The following is a 16939-nucleotide window of genomic DNA, read 5'->3' as shown; positions in this document are numbered from 1 at the left end:
ACGTCAATCACCAAGGGGAGGAATACCGGATGTTCACCAGAAGACTGATCCTCGGCACCGCCGCCGCCCTTGCGCTGGCCGGAACCGTTACCAGCGCATCGGCGCAGGACAAGATGCTGATCCCGCTGATCTCCAAGGGGTTCCAGCACCAGTTCTGGCAGGCGGTCAAGACCGGCGCCGACAAGGCCGGGGCCGAACTGGGCGTAATCGTCACCTTTGAGGGGCCCGACAACGAGACGCAGGTCGACAAGCAGATGGACATGCTGTCGGCCGCGCTGGCCAACAACCCGGCCGCCATCGGATTTGCCGCCCTCGACAGCCAGGCCGCAATCCCGCTGCTGCAGCAGGCCAAGGACCGCAAGATCCCTGTGGTCGCCTTTGACTCGGGTGTGGACAGCGACATCCCTGTCGCCACGGCCGCGACCGACAACCTTGCCGCCGCCGCGCTGGCCGCCGACAAGATGGCCGCACTGATCGGCGATGCGGGCGAGGTCGCGGTGGTCGCGCATGACCAGACCTCGAGCACCGGGGTGAACCGGCGCGACGGCTTCGTCAACCGGATGAAGGAAGCCCATCCCAATGTTCAGGTCGTCGCGGTCGAATACGGCGGCGGCGACCATCTGAAGTCCACCGAGGTGACCAAGGCCCTGCTGGCCGCGCATCCGAACCTCAAGGGCATCTTCGGCACCAACGAGGGTTCGGCCATCGGCGTGGTGAACGGCGTGCGCGAGCTGGGCGCCAAGGGCGTGACCATCGTCGGCTATGACAGCGGCAAGGCACAGACCGACGCGATCCGCGAAGGGCTGATGGCAGGCGCCATCACCCAGAACCCGATCGGCATCGGCTATGAGACGGTCAAGGCCGCCGTCGCCGCCGCCAAGGGCGAGGCGGTGCCGGCCCAGATCGACACCGGCTTTTACTGGTATGACAAGACCAACATCGACTCGCCCGAGATCGCGGCCGTCCTCTACGACTGACGCGACCTGCAGGGGGCGAGGTGCGCTGCGCCCCGGCCCCGTCACATCTTCCGCCATGACGAGGACCTGATGAAGCTGCTGCGCTTTGGCCCCAAGGGGCAGGAAAAACCCGGACTGCTGGACCAGGGGGGGACGCTGCGCGACCTGTCGGGCCATGTCGAGGACATCGCCGGCGACGCGCTGACGCCCGAGGGCCTCGCCCGGCTCGCGGCCCTGGACGCAGCCGGCCTGCCGGCGGTCGAGGGTGCGCCGCGCCTCGGCCCATGCGTGGGGCGGACGGGCAAGTTCATCTGCATCGGCCTGAACTATGCCGACCACGCGGCCGAGACGGGCGCCGCCGTCCCGTCCGAGCCGATCGTCTTCAACAAGTGGACCAGCGCCATCTGCGGTCCGAACGACGATGTCGAGATCCCGCGCGGATCGACCAAGACCGACTGGGAGGTCGAGCTGGGCGTCGTCATCGGCAAGGCCGGGCGCTATATCGAGCAGGCGGATGCCCTGTCCCATGTCGCCGGTTACTGCGTCATCAACGACGTCAGCGAGCGCGAATGGCAGATCGAGCGCGGCGGCAGCTGGGACAAGGGCAAGGGCCACGACACCTTCGGCCCGATCGGCCCTTGGCTGGTCACCCCCGACGAGGCGGGCGATGTCGGCAACCTCAGGATGTGGCTGGAGGTTGACGGCCGCCGATTCCAGGACGGCAGCACGTCCACGATGATCTTCGGCGTGGCCGAGTTGATCGCCTATGTCTCGCGCTTCCTGTCGTTGCAGCCCGGCGATGTCATCTCGACCGGCACCCCGCCGGGCGTGGGCATGGGCCAGAAGCCGCCCGTCTACCTCAAGGGGGGCGAGGTCATGCGCCTGGGAATCGAGGGCCTGGGCGAGCAGCAGCAGAAGGTGGTGCGGGCATGAAGATTACCGGCCTTTCCACCATCGACGTGCGTTTCCCGACCAGCCGCTCGCTGGACGGCTCGGACGCGATGAATCCCGATCCGGACTATTCCGCCGCCTATGTCATTCTGGAGACGGACGGGGCGCATCAGGGCCACGGGCTGACCTTCACCATCGGCCGCGGGAACGAGATCTGCGTGGCGGCGATCGAGGCGCTGCGCCCGCTGGTCGTCGGCCTCGAGCTGGACTGGATCGCGGCCGACATGGGCCGCTTCTGGCGGCACGTCACCAGCGACAGCCAGCTGCGCTGGATCGGGCCGGACAAGGGCGCCATCCATCTGGCCACCGGGGCGGTCGTGAACGCCGCCTGGGATCTGTGGGCCAAGGCCGAGGGCAAGCCGGTCTGGCAGCTTGTTGCCGACATGACCCCCGAAGAGCTGGTCCGCTGCATCGACTTTCGCTACCTGACAGACTGCATCACCCCCGAATGGGCGCTCGAGTTCCTCACGAGGCAGGCCGAGGGCAAGGCGGACCGCGTCGCCACGCTGCGCCGCGAGGGATATCCCTGTTACACGACCTCGGCCGGCTGGCTCGGCTATGACGACGACAAGCTGCGCCGCCTGTGCCGCGAGGCTGTGGACGCGGGTTTCAACTACATCAAGATGAAGGTCGGCCGCGACCTCGATGACGACATCCGCCGCCTGACCATCGCCCGCGAGACGGTCGGCCCCGACGTCAACCTGATGATCGACGCCAACCAGGTCTGGGAGGTGGAGGAGGCCATCGAATGGGTCAGGCGCCTGGCCTTCGTGAACCCCTGGTTCATCGAGGAGCCGACCAGCCCGGACGATGTCGAAGGCCACCGCAAGATCCGCGAGGGCGTCGCCCCGGTGCAGGTCGCGACCGGCGAGATGTGCCAGAACCGGATCATGTTCAAGCAGTTCATCATGCAGGGCGCGATCGACGTGGTGCAGATCGACAGCTGCCGCCTGGGCGGGCTGAACGAGGTGCTGGCCGTCATGCTGATGGCCGCGAAATACGGTCTGAAGGTCTGCCCGCATGCCGGGGGTGTGGGCCTGTGCGAATACGTCCAGCACATGTCGATGATCGACTATCTGTGCATCGCCGGCACCCGCGAGGGCCGCGTGATCGAGTTTGTCGATCACCTGCACGAACATTTCATCGATCCGGTCCGCATCGAGAACGCCGCCTACATGCCCCCCGCGATTCCCGGCTTCTCGATCGAGATGAAGCCAGGCAGCCTCGCCAGATACCGGTTCACCGCCTGATGGACCTGCACCTGACGGGCAAGGTGGTGGTGGTGACGGGCGGCGGCTCGGGCATCGGGGCCGGCATCACCGAGGTGCTGGCCGAGGAGGGCGCCCGCCCCGTGGTGATCGCTCGCCGCCCGCCGGACGCGGATTGGCTGGCCCGCCACGGCGCGGATTTCGTGCAGGCCGAGCTGTCGGATGACGAGGCCTGCCGCGCCGCCATCGATGCCGTGCGCCAGCGGCATGGAACCGTGCATGCGCTGGTCAACAATGCCGGCGCCAATGACGGGGTTGGCCTGACGGCCGGCCCCCAGGCCTTCCGCGCCAGCCTGGATCAGAACCTTGTGCATTATTACACGATGGTGCAGCTGCTGGCGGACGATCTGCGCGCCGCCCGAGGGGCTGTGGTCAACATCACCTCCAAGACTGCGGTGACGGGTCAGGGCGGCACCTCCGCCTATGTCGCGGCCAAGGCCGCGCAGTTGGGCCTGACCCGCGAATGGGCGGTCGAGTTCCTCGATGATGGTGTGCGGGTGAACGCCATCGTCGTGGCAGAGGTCATGACCCCCCTCTACAGCCGCTGGCTGGACACTCTGCCTGACCCGGACGAGGCTCTGCGCCGCATCACCGCCCGCATCCCGCTGGGCCGGCGCATGACCACTGCGCGCGAGATCGCGGATATCTGCGCGTTTCTGCTGTCGGACCGCGCCAGCCACATCACCGGGCAGTGGCTGTTCCCCGACGGCGGCTATACCCATCTTGACCGGGCCATCGGCCGCGAGGAGGGCTGAGATGCTCAAAGGGATCGACCCGCTGATCGGCCCGGATCTGCTGCGCGCGCTGGCCCTGATGGGGCACGGCGACGCCATCGCCATCGTGGACGCCAACTTTCCTGCCGAATCCACGGCCCGGCGGACCCCGATGGGAACTGCGCTGCGCATGGACTGCGACTGCACGCGCGCGGTCCGGGCGGTGCTGTCGCTGCTGCCGATCGACAGCTTCGGGGCCGACCCGGTGCGGACCATGCAGATGGTGGACGACGCGTCCGCCATCCCCCCTGCCGTGGCCGAAACCGAACCGTTGTTCGCCGCCCAAGGCTTTGCCAGCACCTCGCTCGAACGGTTCGCATTCTACAGCGCCGCGCAGGCCGCCTTCATCATTCTGCGCACTGCCGAGACGCGGCCCTACGGGAATTTCCTGATCCGCAAAGGGGTCGTGGCCTTGCCCTGCCCGGCAGGTTAGCAGGCGTTTGATCGCACGATCTGATGTGATCCTTCCGCAGGAATCGAGCAGGCGTATAAGGCGATCTTCTTGAAGCATGGCGAGGAAGGGAGGCTTGTCGCCGAGATCTGTCGCAAGACGCGGATCGAGCCTCGACTTTCCGCCGATCCCTTGGACAGTCCGCGGCCTGATTTCCGGGGCCACGCGGCGCAGATTTCAAGCCCCTCTTTGCCGGACAAGCCGACCAAGCGTGAGCGGCCAGCCAGGGCATCGCCCCGACATGACCGGCAGATGACGGCTCTGGGGGCCGTTCAGCCCATCCCAGGCAACCGCGGGCGGGCGCTGGCTTCGCTCCGGGGCTGAACGGATCGCAGCACACAAACGGCCTCAGTTCGAGCAGCAATCAGTCTTGATCCTCGGCCTTCAGAGCAATTTCGGACACGATCCCTCCAGCACTGCCCGGCCGGGGAGAGGTCATCCTCAGCTCGGTTCCGAGCACTTGCGCGACCGCCGCGACGATCGTCAGGCCCAGCCCCGACCCGAACGCGCGGCTGCCGGCGCGTTCAAAGCGTGTAGTCAGGCGGGCCAAGGTCTCTGGCGGCAGCAGAGGGCAATCATTGGCCACCCGCAGCACCGCCCGCGCGGTCAGGGCAACCTCGACCGCAGTGCCCGGCGTGCCGTGGCGCAGCGCGTTCTCGATCAGGTTGCGGGCGAGAACGCCGAAAACATCCGGGTCAAGGTGCGACATCACCGGCGCATCGGGCAGGCTCGCCAGGATCCGGCCCGGCGGCAGGTCGCGCCCCAGATCGGCCAGCACGGCGGCCAGCACCGGCGCAAGATCCGACGGCGCATCGGCCAGCACGCCCCCGCCTTCGACCCGCGCCAGCTGCAGCAGCTTTTCGGCCAGCCGCGCCATGCGCTTCAGTTCGGCCTCGACGGTCAGGGCGCGGTCGCGCAGCGGCCCCTGGGGCGCCTCGCGCACCAGACGCTGGGTCTGGGCCAGCGTCGCGGCGATGGGGGTGCGCAGCTCATGCGCGGCATTGGCCGAAAAGCCGCGCTCGGCCTCGAGCGCGCGGGACATCCGGCCGAACAGGCGGTTGGCGGCCTCGCGGATCGGCACCAGCTCGGCCGGCAGCGCCCCCGCGGGGATCGGGGACAGATCCTGCGCGCCGCGCCGGCCCAGTTCGGCCGAGAGCCGGTCGACCGGGCGCAGGCTGCGCCGCAGGATCAAGCGGATGCCGGCCAGCGCCAGCGGAATCGCCAGCGCCAGCGGCAGCAGCATCGCGCCCAGCGTCGCCCGCAGCGCCTCGCGGCGCACCGACAGCGGCTCGACGGCCTGGATGGTATAGCCGCCCCCTTCGGTGCTGCGGGTGTACAGGCGGCTGTCACGGCTGACCGACATGCCTTGCGAAGCGGTCGGATCGAAATCCGCGGGGTCGGCGTCGTGCGAGCGGATCAGCATGCGCCCGCGCCGGTCCCGCAGGACATAGCTGAGCGCTTCGGGATGCGGCGCGGCCTGCGGCAGGCGGCGCACGGTGCGGGGGGCGTCGTGGTCGTCTTCGTCGTGGTCCTCGTCGTCATCATGGCGCTCGCCCTCGTCCGCGCGGGGGCGCCGGTCGGCGTGGCCCAGCCGCGTCGCCTCGATCTCCATGATCGCCAGCGGCAGGATGCGCTCGGCGGTTTCCTGCAGGGCGGCGTCGAAGATGCGGTCGATGCGGTGGCGGATCACCAGCCCCGCCCCGGCGACGGCCGCCAGCCAGGCCGCCAGCAGCCCCAGCGCCAGGCGCCAGGCCAGCTGCCGCCGCAGGCTGGGCGGTGCGGCCGGCGCCGTCATGGCCGGCCCAGGCGATAGCCCATGCCGCGGATCGTCTCGACCGCGGCGGCGCCCAGCTTCTTGCGCAGGCGGCTGACATAGACCTCGATCGTGTTGCTTTCGACCTCGGCGTCCAGGGAATAGAGCCGCTCTTCCAGTGCCGATTTGGACAGGATCGCGCCGGGGCGGGACAGCAGCGCCTCGAAGATCGCCCATTCGCGGGCCGACAGATCGATGCGGCCCTCGGGGCCGGTGATCGCATGGTCCGACAAATCGATCGCCAGATCGCCCAGTTCGATCAGCGGATTGGGGTTGCCGGCATAGCGCCGCGCGCCCGCGCCGATGCGGGCGGACAACTCGGCCAGATCGAACGGCTTGATGATATAGTCGTCGGCCCCGGCGTTCAGCCCCTCGATCCGTTCGGTGATCCGGTCACGGGCGGTCAGGATGATGACCGGCGTTGCCGATCCCTGCGCCCGCATCCGGCGCAGAAAGCCCAATCCGCCGCCATCGGGCAGCATCAGGTCCAGCAGGATCAGGTCATAGGGCGTGACGCGCGCCGCATCCTCGGCATCGGCCAGGGTCTGCACCCAGTCGGGGCCATGCCCGTCGGCGGCGATCTGGTCGCGCACGGCGGAGCCCAGCCCCGGGTCATCCTCGATCAGCAGGATCCGCATGGGTCGCCCTTTCTGCGTGCCGTTCACCGATGCGTGCGCAAGCTGACACCGGCCTGAACGCCGGTCCAGCCCGCGTTCAGGATCGCGTCAGCCTGCAAGGGCAGGACCAGGGCATCGAGGCCAAGCACCCTGAAAGGACGCCCCATGCCCACCCTGCCCCGCCGCGCCATCCTGGCCGCCGTGATCGCCGCCCTGGCCGCCCCCGCCCTTGCGGCGCTGCCGGGCGAGGCGGCGCTCGAGCCCCGCACCGACACGGCCGCCGCCGCCGCTGCCGCCGCTGCCGCCGCTGCCGATGTCGGGCCTGTCCGCCTGGCCGACAATGACCAAGACGACGAGGGCGGCCGCCGGATGGGTCACCGGCGCGGCGCCCATGGCGACGATCACCCCGCGCGCCAAGGCGCCCATGAGCGTGAGCATGAGGAGGATGACGATGACGAGGACGAGGACGAAGGCGCCCGCCGGGCCGCCCCGCGCCGCGTCGGCCCGCCGCCCGCCCAGAACCCCCTGATCGGCGCCCCGCGCGCCACCGTGAACTGAAGGAGGCGGGGATGCAGTCCACGACCGCACTGACCTCGCTGACCCTTGCCGCGCTGGCGATGCCAGGGCTGGCCGAGGCGCGCCCGGTGACGCTGACCGCGCAGCTGACCGATTACGGCGGCGAGGGTGCCTATCTGGCCGCCTATGTCACCGACGCGCAGGGCGCCTATCAGGGAACCCTGTGGCTGGCCGGGCCCGAGGCGAAATGGTGGTCGCATCTGGGCGACTGGTATCGCGCCAGCGGCGGGGCGGTGCCGGACGGCGTGACCGGGGCCTCGGTCGGATCGGGGCGGAACCTGACCGTCACGGTCGATCTGGCCGATGCGCTGATCGATGCGGGCTATCAGATCCGCCTCGACAGCGCGGTCGAGGACATGGGCGAGTTCGCCGCCGACGCCGTGGTGCCGCTGACCTCGGCCAGCGCCGGCAAGGCCGTCGCCGGGAACGGCTTCGTGCGCTCGCTCAGCTGGCGCTGACCCCCTTTTGCCGCGGCGAGCGGATCGCCGCGGCCGTCCTGATTAGAACGGATCCGTCCCATGCTGCGCCGCTTTCATTCGCTGCCCGCCCTGGCGGCGGGCCTGTTCCTCAGCCTGATCGCCGCCTCGGGCGCGGTGCTGTCGGTCCAGCCTGCGCTGGACCACGCCGCCGCCGCCCGGGCCGAGGCGAGCATCGGCGCGGTCGCCGCCCGGATCAAGGCCGCCCAGCCGGGCCTGCGGCGGCTGACCCGCAGCCCCGACGGGCTGCTGACGGCGCAGGTGCGGGGCGGCGCGGGGCCGCAGATGCTGACCGTCGATCCCGTGACCGGCGCGGCGCAGCCCATTGCGGGCGAAAGCCCCGCGATGCGCTGGATCAAGGGCTTCCACCGCTCGCTGAGGCTGGGCGAAGGGGGGCGGCTGGCGGTCGGCCTGATGGCGGCCGTGATGGCGCTGCTGGCGGGCTCGGGGCTGTGGCTGCTCGCCCGGGCGCTGGGCGGATGGCGCCGCCTTGGCGGGCCGGTGCGGGCGGCGGGCGCCCGCGGCTGGCACGCGCGGATCGGGCGGGCGGCGATGGCCGGGCTGGGGCTGTCGGCGCTGACCGGGGCGTGGATGTCGGCGGCGACGTTGGGCCTTGTGCCGGACGGCACGGCGCCGACGCTCGCGCCCCTGACCGCCGCAGGCCCCGCCCAGGCGCTTGACGCGATGCCCGCGCTGGACCTGCCGCTGGCCGCGCTGCGCGAGCTGCGCCTGCCCGCCCGGCCGGGCGAGCCGCTGGTGCTGGACGCCGCAGGCCGCGTGACCCAGATCGATCCCGCAAGCGGCATGGTGCTGGCCGCGGCCACCCATGGCGCAGGGGCGCGGCTGTGGGACTGGGCCTACCTGCTGCACACCGGCCACGGGGCCTGGTGGCTGGGGCTGCTGCTGGGCGTCGCGGCGGCGGCGGTGCCGGCTCTGGCGGGAACGGGCCTGATGGTCTGGGCCGCCCGCCGCCGCATGCGCGTGCCCGGCAACGTGCCGATGGCCGAGGCCGATCTGGTCATCCTTGTCGGGACCGAGGGCGGGACCACCCGCGGCTTTGCCGCCGCCCTGCAACGCGCCGCGACGGGCGCCGGGCAGCGGGTGCATCTGGGCGACATGAATGACGCGGGGCCGATGCCGCGCGCCAGGGCGCTGGTGCTGATGGCCGCGACCTGGGGGGACGGGGCCGCACCGGCATCGGCTGCGCGGTTCCTCGACCGGCTAGCGGGGCTGGCGCCGATCCCGGTGGCGGTGCTGGGCTTTGGCGACCGCATGTTTCCCGCCTTTTGCGGCTATGCCGCGCGGGTTCAGACGGCGATGGCCGCGGCGGGCTTTGCGCAGCTGATCCCACCCGGCACCGTCGACCGCCAGTCGCCGGCCGACTTCGCCGCCTGGGCGCGCGCGTTCGGCCGGGCGCTGGGGCTGGACATCGCGCCCGAGCATCGCCCGGCCCTGCCGCGCCGTCACGCGCTGAGGGTCGTATCGCGGCGCGATTATGGGCAGGCGGTCGCGGCGCCCTCGGTCATCCTGCGGCTGTCGGTGCGGCCCTGGTGGCTGGGCGGGCCGCGCTTCCAGCCGGGCGATCTGCTGGGTGTCATGGCCCCCGGCGCAACGGCCCCGCGCTTTTATTCGCTGGCCTCCGCTTCGGCCGACGGATTTGCCGAGATCGCCGTGCGCCGCTTGCCGGGCGGGGCCTGCTCGCCCTGGCTTCACGGATTGCATCCGGGGGCGCGGTTGCGCGCCTTCGTCCGCCGCAACCCCGCCTTCCGGGCCGGGGACCGGCCGACCGTCATGATCGCCACCGGCTGCGGCGTCGCGCCCATGGCCGGGCTGCTGCGCCGCGCCGCGCCCGGTGTGGACCGGAGCCTTTATCTCGGCCTGCGCGACCTTGATTCGGATTTCCTCTATGCCCCCGAACTGACCCGCTGGCGGCGGGACGGCCGCCTGACCCGGCTGATCCCGGCCGTCAGCCGGGGCGCCGCGCCGCGCCATGTCCAGGACCGCCTGCGCGAGGATGCCGCCGCCCTGCGCCGCCAGATCGCGGCGGGCGCGCGCGTGCTGGTCTGCGGCAGCCTCGCCATGGGCCGCGCCGTGGCGGCCGAGATGGACGCGCTGCTGGCCCCCGCCGGGCTGAGCGTCGCACGGCTGAAGCAGGAGGGGCGCTATGTCGAGGACATCTACTGAGCTGACCACCCTGTCCGCCCCCGCCATGGGCAGCCGCTGGACCGCCCGTCTGGCCGCCCCGCCCGAGGGGCTGGCGGCGGCGCTGGCCGCCGCGGTCGAGCGGATCGAGGCGGCGGCCTCGCTGTGGCGGCCGGACAGCGCCCTGTGCCGCCTTAACGCCGCGCCGGTGGGGGTGTGGGTCGGCCTGCCGCCGGCGCTGCTGGATCTGCTGGCGCTGGCGCTGCGTCTGGGGGGCCGCACGGGCGGGCTGTTCGACATCGCCATGGGCGGGTTGACGGCGGCCTGGGGCTTTGGCGCCGCGCAGGGGCGCATGGACCCTGCCGCCATGTCCGCCCCCCCGCGTGCGCCCGGCGCGACCGCCGCCGCGCTGGAGCTGGACATGCCCAACCGGCGCGCCCGCAAGCATGCGCCGCTGACCCTGACGCTGGACGGCATCGCCAAGGGTCACGCGGTGGACGCGATGGCCGAGATTGCCCTCGCGCAGGGCGTGACGCGCGCGCTGTTCGGGCTGGACGGCGAGCTGCGCGCCCTCGGCCCCCGCCCGGATGGCCGGCCCTGGGGCATCGCTGTCGAAGCCCCCGACCCTGACCGCCGCGCCGCCGCCGCGGTGATCGAGATCGCGGATAGCGCGCTGGCAAGCTCGGGCGACTATCGCCACTTTGTCCGCGTCGGCGGCCGGCGCGTGGGCCATACGATGAACCCGCGCACCGGCCTGCCCGCCCATGGCGCGCCGGCGGTCACGGTGCTGGCCCCGACCTGCGCCGAGGCCGATGCCTGGGCCACCGCGCTGCTGATCCTGCCGCCCGAGGCCGGCCGCGCGCTGGCAGCATCCAACCAGATCCCCGCGCATTGGTGAAAGATGAATGCCGATGCGCGCCGATGATGAAGGTCAGGATGGCGACGCGCGGCGCTGATCCGAATGTTCGGATGGGCCGCCGTCTTCTGGTCGGCAGCCCTTGTGCAGGGGGTCGCGGCGGGCAGCACCTTCTGCATCATCGGGCCCAGAGGGATGCGCCGCCAGCACGCCCCCGTTACGGATGGGGCGCGCCGGGGCAGCCCGTCACCATCGGATCTGCGCCAGGCCGCGCAGTTCCCCGGCCGTCGCGGCGGGATAGCCGAAGAATTCCAGATAGGCCGGGATCATCTCGAACAGCATGTCGGTGCCGACCTGATAGCGGCATCCGCGCGCCGCCGCGGCCTGCAGGAAGGCGGTCATCTCGGTCTTCATCACGACCTCGCCCACGAAGGCCGAGGGGTCGATGCGGGACACATCCATCGGCATCGGATCGCCCGCCTGCATCCCGAGGGGCGTGGCGTTGACGACGATGTCGTGCCCGGCCGGGTCGGCGTTCCCCGCCACCAGGACCAGCCTTGGATAGTGCTGCGCCAGCCGCCCGGCCAGCGCGGTCATGCCGGCCGTGTTCGGATCGCACAGCGCCAGCCGCGCAACCCCGGCCCGCGCCAGCGAGGCGGCGATGGCCGAGCCGACCCCGCCGCAGCCGACCACCAGCGCGCTGCGGCCCTCGACCGGCTGGCCCTTGCGGATCACGCCGCGGACAAAGCCCTCGCCGTCGAACTGATCGCCCATCAGGCGGCCGTCCGGCTGAACCCGGACCGCGTTGCAGGCACCGGCGATCGCCGCTGTCGGCGTCACCTGATCCAGCAGCTCCATGACGGCGACCTTGTGCGGCATCGTGATCAACGCGCCGCGGATGTTCGACAGCCGGAACAGCGGCGGCGCCAAGGCCGCGAAATCCTCGGCGCGCACGCCCATCGGAACCACGACCGCGTCGATGCCGCGGGCCGCGAACCAGGGGTTGTAGATCATCGGCGCCTTGAAGCTTTCCGTCGGAAAGCCGATATGCGCGATCAGTGTCGTACGCCCCGAGATCGGCGGCACGGGCAGGCCCTGCGGCGTCATGCGTGATGTGCCAGGATCTCGCCCAGGAAGGCGCGGGTGCGCTCATGGGCGGGGCTGCGGAAGAAGGCCTCGGGCTCGTTCTCCTCGATGATCTGGCCCTCGGCCATGAAGATCACCCGGTCGGCGACCTGACGGGCAAAGCCCATCTCATGGGTCACGCAGATCATCGTCATGCCGCCCTGGGCCAGGCTGACCATGGTGTCCAGCACCTCCTTGACCATCTCGGGGTCAAGGGCGCTGGTCGGCTCGTCGAACAGCATCGCCACCGGCTCCATGCACAGGGCGCGGGCGATGGCCACGCGCTGCTGCTGGCCGCCCGACAGCTGGGCGGGGTATTTCTCGGCCTGGTTGCCGATCCGCACGCGGTCAAGATACTTGCGCGCCGTCGCCTCGGCATCGGCCCGGCTGACGCCGCGCACCCGCATGGGCGCCAGCGTGCAGTTGTCCAGCACGGTCATGTGCGGGAACAGGTTGAACTGCTGGAACACCATGCCCACCTCGCGCCGCACCGTGTCGATGGCGGCGGGGTTGTCGGTCAGCACCGTCCCGTCCACCACGATGCGCCCCGAATGGATCGGCTCAAGGTGGTTGATGCAGCGGATCAGCGTCGATTTCCCCGACCCGGACGGGCCGCACAGCACGATCTTCTCGCCGCGCCTGACCTGGAGGTTCACATCCCGCAGCGCGTGATAGGCGCCATAATACTTCTCGACATGTTTCATGCGGATCAGGATGTCGTCAGTGCCGGTCATCGGGGCCTCTCTGGCAGGCGCAAGCGGGGGAAAAGCCCCGGCGCGCAGCGGCGCCGAGGCGGCGGGCATCACTGGACGGTGTAGGGGATGCCGTCCATCGAGGCCGGCATCTCGGGCGGGGTCAGCATCATCCGCTTCTGATAGACGTCCTTGTAGGCATCCGACGCCATGTAGCCGTCGAGGAAGCTGTTGAGCGCCTCGTTCCAGTCCTTCTCGCCCAAACGGCTGGCCGCACCGTTATACAGAACGTTCAGCTTCATCTTGTTCTCATAGACGCCCGGCTTGGCCGCCTCGAGCCGCTGGATATAGATCTGGTTGCCGCCGACGGCCTGCACCTGCCCCGACAGCAGCGCCTGGATGGTCGCCGCGTCGTCGTCGAAGCGCATGATGTCGGCCTTGGGCGCCTGTTCGGTCAGCGCCTTGTCCTGGGCGGCCGAGCGCGGCACGCCGACCCTGACCCCGGCCAGATCCTCGGCCGTGTCGGCCTTCATGTCCTTGGGGGCGACAACGGCAAGCTGGTTGCCGGCATAGGGCTTGGAATACTGGATCGACTTGGCCCGTTCGGCGGTCATGCCCATGGTGGCGAACAGCACGTCCACCTTGTCGGTGGTCAGCGCCGGGATACGGTTGGCGACGGCCAGCGGCACGAATTCGGCCTTGAGGCCCAGCGACTGGGCGAAGGCGCGGCCCATGTCGGCGTCAAAGCCGTCGGCCTCGCCCGAGGCGTTGAGGCAGCCCCAGGGGCAGTTGTCGCCCTGGATGCCGATGCGCACGGTGCCCGAGGCCTTGGCCTCCTCGACGGTGCGCGCCTCGGCGGCGCCCGCCAGCGGCAGCGCCAGGGCGGCGGCGGCAAGCGCCATGCGGATGGTGATGGTCATGGGGTCATCCCTGTCTTGCGGGTTCAGTTGATGGTGAAGCTGACGCCGTCGATCTGCCGGGGCAACTCGACGACCGGCACCTTGAGCCATTCGTCATGCGCCTTGCGGTCGGCCTCGCTGCCCACGAAGGTCGCCAGATAGTCGTTCGCCGCGGCGTTCCAATCCTTTTCCCCAAGCCGGGTGCCGATGCCCTGATAGAGCTGGCCGATCTGGAACTTGTTCTCGAACGCGCCCGGACGGGCCGCCTCGAGCCGCTGCAGGTAGAACTGGTTCGAGCCGAGCGCCTCGACCTGCCCCGACAGCAGCGCCTGGATGTTCGCCGCATCGTCGTCAAAGCGGCGGATGTCGGCGCCGGGGGCATCCTTGGTCAGGATCGTGTCCATCGGCGCCGAGCGCGGCACGCCCACCGACTTGCCCGCCAGCGCGGTCAGATCGGGCAGAGCCTTGTCCTTGGCGGCGGTCACGAACAGCGTGTTGGCGGCATAGGGCCGGCTGAACTGGACCGACTTCGCGCGCTCTGCCGTGATCCCCAGCGAGGCGATGATGACGTCGATCTTGTCGGCGGTCAGGGCCGGGATGCGGTTCGCGACGGCCAGCGGCACGAATTCGACCTTCAGCCCCAGATGGTCGGCGAGGCCGCGCCCGACGGCGGCGTCAAAGCCCTGCGCCTGTCCGGTGCTGTCAAGGCAGCCCCAGGGGCAGTTGTCGGCCTGGATGCCGACCCGCAGGGTGCCCGATGCCTTCGCCTCCTCCAGCGACCGGGCCTCGGCGGCGTCGGGGGCGGCTGCCGCGGCGGCGGCGACGGCCAGCGTCAGGACGGCCAGGGTGCGGGCGGCCAGGGTCTGGATCATACGGGACACGCGGTTCCTCCTTGCGCGGTGTTGGGGTGCTGGCTCAGCGCGTCTGTCCGATGGCAAGGCGGCGTTCCATCGCCTTGCCCCACAGCGACAGCGGCCAGCACAGCATGAAATACATCAGCCCCACCAGCCCGAAGACCAGCAGCGGCTTGAACGTCTGGTTCGACACGATCTGCCCGGCGCGGGCCAGTTCGATGAACCCCACGATCGCGGCCAGCGAGGTGCCCTTGATCAGCTGGACGAGAAAGCCGATCGTCGCCGGCAGCGACAGGCGCAGCGCCTGCGGCACGACCACGTCCATCATCCGCGCGCGGTAGCGCAGGCCCAGCGCATGGGCGGCCTCGGACTGGCCCTTGGGGACCGACTGGATCGCGCCGCGCCAGATCTCGCCCAGAAAGGCCGAGGCATGCGCCGTCAGCGCGGCGGCCACCGCGACCCAGGCCGGCGGATTGAGGCCCAGCAGCGGCAGGCCGAAATAGACGACGAACAGCTGCATCAGCAGCGGCGTGCCCTGGAACACGGCGATCCACGCGCGGGCCAGGGCCGACAGCCAGCGGATGGGCGACACGCGGGCCAGCGCCACCAGAAAGCCGAACAGGATGCCCCCGGCAAAGCCCATCGCCGTCAGCGCCAGCGTCCAGAGCAGCCCCTTGCCCATGAAGGCCAGTTCCTGAGGTCCGATCATGATCCGCCCCTTATCGCGTCGGATAGGCAAAGACGCGGCGCGACAGCGCCGCGAACAGCGTCATCATCAGCCACGACACCGCCAGATAGATCAGCGTGATCGTGAAATAGACCTCGAAGGTGCGGAAGGTGTCGCCATCGATGCGCTGGGCGACCGAGGTCAGCTCATAGGCCGAGATCGAGGTCGCTATCGAGGTTGTCAGCGTCAGCATCACGAACTGGCTGACCAGCGAGGGATAGACCGAGCGCAGCGCCGGCTTGAGGATAATGCGCCGGAACACGTCGCCCGGCTGCAGCCCCAGCGCCAGCCCGGCCTCGGTCTGGCCCGGCGGGATCGCCTCGACCCCGCCGCGGATGATCTCGATCGCATAGGCCCCGCCGTTCAGCCCCAGGGCCAGGATCGCCGTCACCGTCGGGCTGAGCCGGATGCCGGCCAAGGGCAGCGCGAAGAAGATGAAGAATATCTGCACCAGGAACGGCGTGTTGCGGATCAGCTCGACAAAGGCGCGCACCACGATCCGGCCGACCCGGCTGCGCGATCGCAGAACGGCGACGCCGGCCACGCCGATCACCATGGCCAGCACCATCCCCGCGATCGCCAGGCCGATCGTCGCCAGCGTGCCGCGCGCCAGTTCGGGCCAGCGTTCAAGCACCACCCCGAAATCGAGATTGACCGCCATCGGCGTCCGTCCTCCCCCTGCCCGGCCCCCTTGACGGGTGCCGGTCTTCCTCCGGCTGCCACATGACGCGGCGGCAGGGTAAACGTCAAAGACCATTTCGGCGGTCTGCGGAACATCTTGTTAAAAGTCCGGGGCTGGCGCAGGCTCGGCTCATGCAGGAACTGACGCTCCGCCAGGTCGAGGTGATCCGTGCCGTCATGATGGCCGGAACCATCCAGGGTGCGGCGACCCTGCTGGGCGTCTCGGCCCCCGGAATCTCGCGCCTGGTGCGCCATGCCGAGGATGCGCTGGGGCTCAAGCTTTTCGTCCGCAAGGGCGGGCTGTTCCTGCCCGCCCCCGAGGCGACGCGGGTGTTCGAGATGATCCACCTCGTCCATCGCCAGATGCAGAACCTGAACGCCGCGGTCGGCTCGCTGAAGAAGGGGCAGGACGCGCGGCTGGGCTTTGCCTCGGCGCCCTCGATCGCGCAGTTCATCGCGGCGCGCGCCGTGCGGCAGATCCGCCAGCGCTTTCCCGACCTCTACATGGATCTCAACATCCTCAAGATCGAGGAAACGCCCGATTATCTGCTGCTCGAACGGGGCGAATTCGTCATCATGTCCACGGCCATCGAAAACGCGGCGTTGCAGAACACCGCCCTGGTGCGCGGGCGGCTGGTGGCGATATTGCCCGAACATCACCCGCTGGCCGAACGCAGGGCGATCTCGGTCCATGACTTGGCGCGCGAGCCGCTGGTCGGCATCGACCCGGACGATCCCTATGGCGCCGCCCTGGCCGCGCCGTTCCGCAATGCCGGGATCGCGCCGCGCCATACCATGCGCGGGCGCTTTGCGCAGACCGTCGTCAGCCTTGTCCGCCATGGCCTCGGGGTTGCTGTCATCGACGAATTCTCTGTGGCCGAGATCTACATGCCCGGCATCATCCGCCGCCCCTTGGTCGAGGAAGCGGGGCTGACCGTCTATGCCGTGCGCAAGAGCGGGCGCGAGCTGTCCGGCTTTGCCGAATACGCCGTCAGCCGCTTCCGGCGCGAGCTGCAGGCCGCCGTGGCGGCCCCCATTCCGGGCACATCATCGTAACCTGATGTTCACGGGATCGATGATTT

18 protein-coding genes are annotated in these 16939 nt (G+C 70.3%); 10 read left to right on the top strand and 8 right to left on the bottom strand.

Going from position 1 to position 16939, the window contains the following annotated elements:
• The first annotated feature begins 29 nt into the window (after positions 1-29).
• From B0A89_RS08960 to B0A89_RS08940, 5 genes are all read left to right on the top strand, one after another.
• Entirely contained in the window at positions 30-977 is a 948-nt protein-coding gene (locus tag B0A89_RS08960; protein WP_085377848.1) for an ABC transporter substrate-binding protein, read from the top strand.
• Positions 978-1046: 69 nt separating this feature from the next.
• Positions 1047-1889 (top strand): fumarylacetoacetate hydrolase family protein, encoded by an 843-nt coding sequence (locus B0A89_RS08955; RefSeq protein WP_085377847.1) that lies wholly within the window; start codon positions 1047-1049, stop codon positions 1887-1889.
• Positions 1886-3157, top strand: coding sequence for an L-fuconate dehydratase (locus B0A89_RS08950; RefSeq protein WP_085377846.1), 1272 nt, complete (start codon positions 1886-1888; stop codon positions 3155-3157). Before B0A89_RS08955 ends, B0A89_RS08950 begins: the two co-directional genes overlap by 4 nt.
• Positions 3157-3930 carry an L-fucose dehydrogenase gene (locus B0A89_RS08945; RefSeq protein ID WP_085377845.1) on the top strand — a complete coding sequence of 258 codons (774 nt, stop codon included), beginning with the start codon at positions 3157-3159 and terminating at the stop codon, positions 3928-3930. The genes B0A89_RS08950 and B0A89_RS08945 overlap by 1 nt, the downstream gene beginning before the upstream one ends.
• 1 nt (position 3931) lies before the next feature.
• Positions 3932-4381 (top strand): RbsD/FucU family protein, encoded by a 450-nt coding sequence (locus B0A89_RS08940; protein ID WP_085377844.1) that lies wholly within the window; start codon positions 3932-3934, stop codon positions 4379-4381.
• 382 nt (positions 4382-4763) lie between these two features.
• Here the strand turns inward: B0A89_RS08940 and B0A89_RS08935 are convergent, their stop codons facing one another.
• Both B0A89_RS08935 and B0A89_RS08930 read right to left on the bottom strand, forming a co-directional pair.
• A complete protein-coding gene (locus tag B0A89_RS08935) occupies positions 4764-6194 on the bottom strand; it encodes an ATP-binding protein (RefSeq protein ID WP_085377843.1) in 1431 nt (476 codons plus the stop codon).
• Positions 6191-6850: a response regulator transcription factor gene (locus B0A89_RS08930; protein ID WP_085377842.1), complete on the bottom strand. Its 660-nt coding sequence runs from the start codon at positions 6848-6850 to the stop codon at positions 6191-6193. The genes B0A89_RS08935 and B0A89_RS08930 overlap by 4 nt, the downstream gene beginning before the upstream one ends.
• A 144-nt stretch (positions 6851-6994) precedes the next feature.
• Between B0A89_RS08930 and B0A89_RS08925 the strand changes: the two genes are divergently transcribed.
• From B0A89_RS08925 to B0A89_RS08910, 4 genes are read left to right on the top strand one after another with little or no spacing between them, the layout of a single operon-like run.
• On the top strand, positions 6995-7387 hold the full coding sequence (locus tag B0A89_RS08925) for a hypothetical protein (RefSeq protein WP_085377841.1): 393 nt from the start codon (positions 6995-6997) through the stop codon (positions 7385-7387).
• An 11-nt stretch (positions 7388-7398) separates the two neighbouring features.
• Positions 7399-7863, top strand: coding sequence for a DUF2271 domain-containing protein (locus B0A89_RS08920; protein WP_085377840.1), 465 nt, complete (start codon positions 7399-7401; stop codon positions 7861-7863).
• 60 nt (positions 7864-7923) lie between these two features.
• Positions 7924-10065 carry a PepSY domain-containing protein gene (locus B0A89_RS08915; RefSeq protein WP_085377839.1) on the top strand — a complete coding sequence of 714 codons (2142 nt, stop codon included), beginning with the start codon at positions 7924-7926 and terminating at the stop codon, positions 10063-10065.
• Positions 10046-10921, top strand: coding sequence for an FAD:protein FMN transferase (locus B0A89_RS08910; protein ID WP_085377838.1), 876 nt, complete (start codon positions 10046-10048; stop codon positions 10919-10921). Before B0A89_RS08915 ends, B0A89_RS08910 begins: the two co-directional genes overlap by 20 nt.
• A gap of 204 nt (positions 10922-11125) precedes the next feature.
• On the opposite strand, the gene B0A89_RS08905 is transcribed toward B0A89_RS08910, so the two are convergent.
• The 6 genes from B0A89_RS08905 to B0A89_RS08880 all read right to left on the bottom strand — a co-directional run bounded on the left by B0A89_RS08905 (position 11126) and on the right by B0A89_RS08880 (position 15837).
• Positions 11126-11986 carry a shikimate dehydrogenase family protein gene (locus B0A89_RS08905; protein ID WP_085377837.1) on the bottom strand — a complete coding sequence of 287 codons (861 nt, stop codon included), beginning with the start codon at positions 11984-11986 and terminating at the stop codon, positions 11126-11128.
• Positions 11983-12738 carry an amino acid ABC transporter ATP-binding protein gene (locus tag B0A89_RS08900; RefSeq protein ID WP_157115300.1) on the bottom strand — a complete coding sequence of 252 codons (756 nt, stop codon included), beginning with the start codon at positions 12736-12738 and terminating at the stop codon, positions 11983-11985. Before B0A89_RS08900 ends, B0A89_RS08905 begins: the two co-directional genes overlap by 4 nt.
• A gap of 68 nt (positions 12739-12806) precedes the next feature.
• On the bottom strand, positions 12807-13616 hold the full coding sequence (locus tag B0A89_RS08895; RefSeq protein ID WP_085377835.1) for a transporter substrate-binding domain-containing protein: 810 nt from the start codon (positions 13614-13616) through the stop codon (positions 12807-12809).
• 23 nt (positions 13617-13639) lie between these two features.
• Entirely contained in the window at positions 13640-14467 is an 828-nt protein-coding gene (locus B0A89_RS08890; RefSeq protein ID WP_085377834.1) for a transporter substrate-binding domain-containing protein, read from the bottom strand.
• A 43-nt stretch (positions 14468-14510) separates the two neighbouring features.
• On the bottom strand, positions 14511-15158 hold the full coding sequence (locus tag B0A89_RS08885) for an amino acid ABC transporter permease (RefSeq protein WP_085377833.1): 648 nt from the start codon (positions 15156-15158) through the stop codon (positions 14511-14513).
• Positions 15159-15168: 10 nt separating this feature from the next.
• A complete protein-coding gene (locus tag B0A89_RS08880; protein WP_085377832.1) occupies positions 15169-15837 on the bottom strand; it encodes an amino acid ABC transporter permease in 669 nt (222 codons plus the stop codon).
• 152 nt (positions 15838-15989) lie between these two features.
• On the opposite strand from B0A89_RS08880, the gene B0A89_RS08875 reads away from it, so the two are divergent.
• Positions 15990-16913, top strand: a complete 924-nt coding sequence (locus B0A89_RS08875; RefSeq protein ID WP_085377831.1) for a LysR family transcriptional regulator — start codon at positions 15990-15992, stop codon at positions 16911-16913.
• Positions 16914-16939: the final 26 nt, after the last annotated feature.

Source organism: Paracoccus contaminans (assembly GCF_002105555.1).
GTDB classification, from domain to species: Bacteria; Pseudomonadota; Alphaproteobacteria; order Rhodobacterales; family Rhodobacteraceae; genus Paracoccus; species Paracoccus contaminans.
The sequence above is the reverse complement of the archived record's forward strand: the minus strand, read 5'-3'. Positions and strand labels throughout refer to the sequence as shown.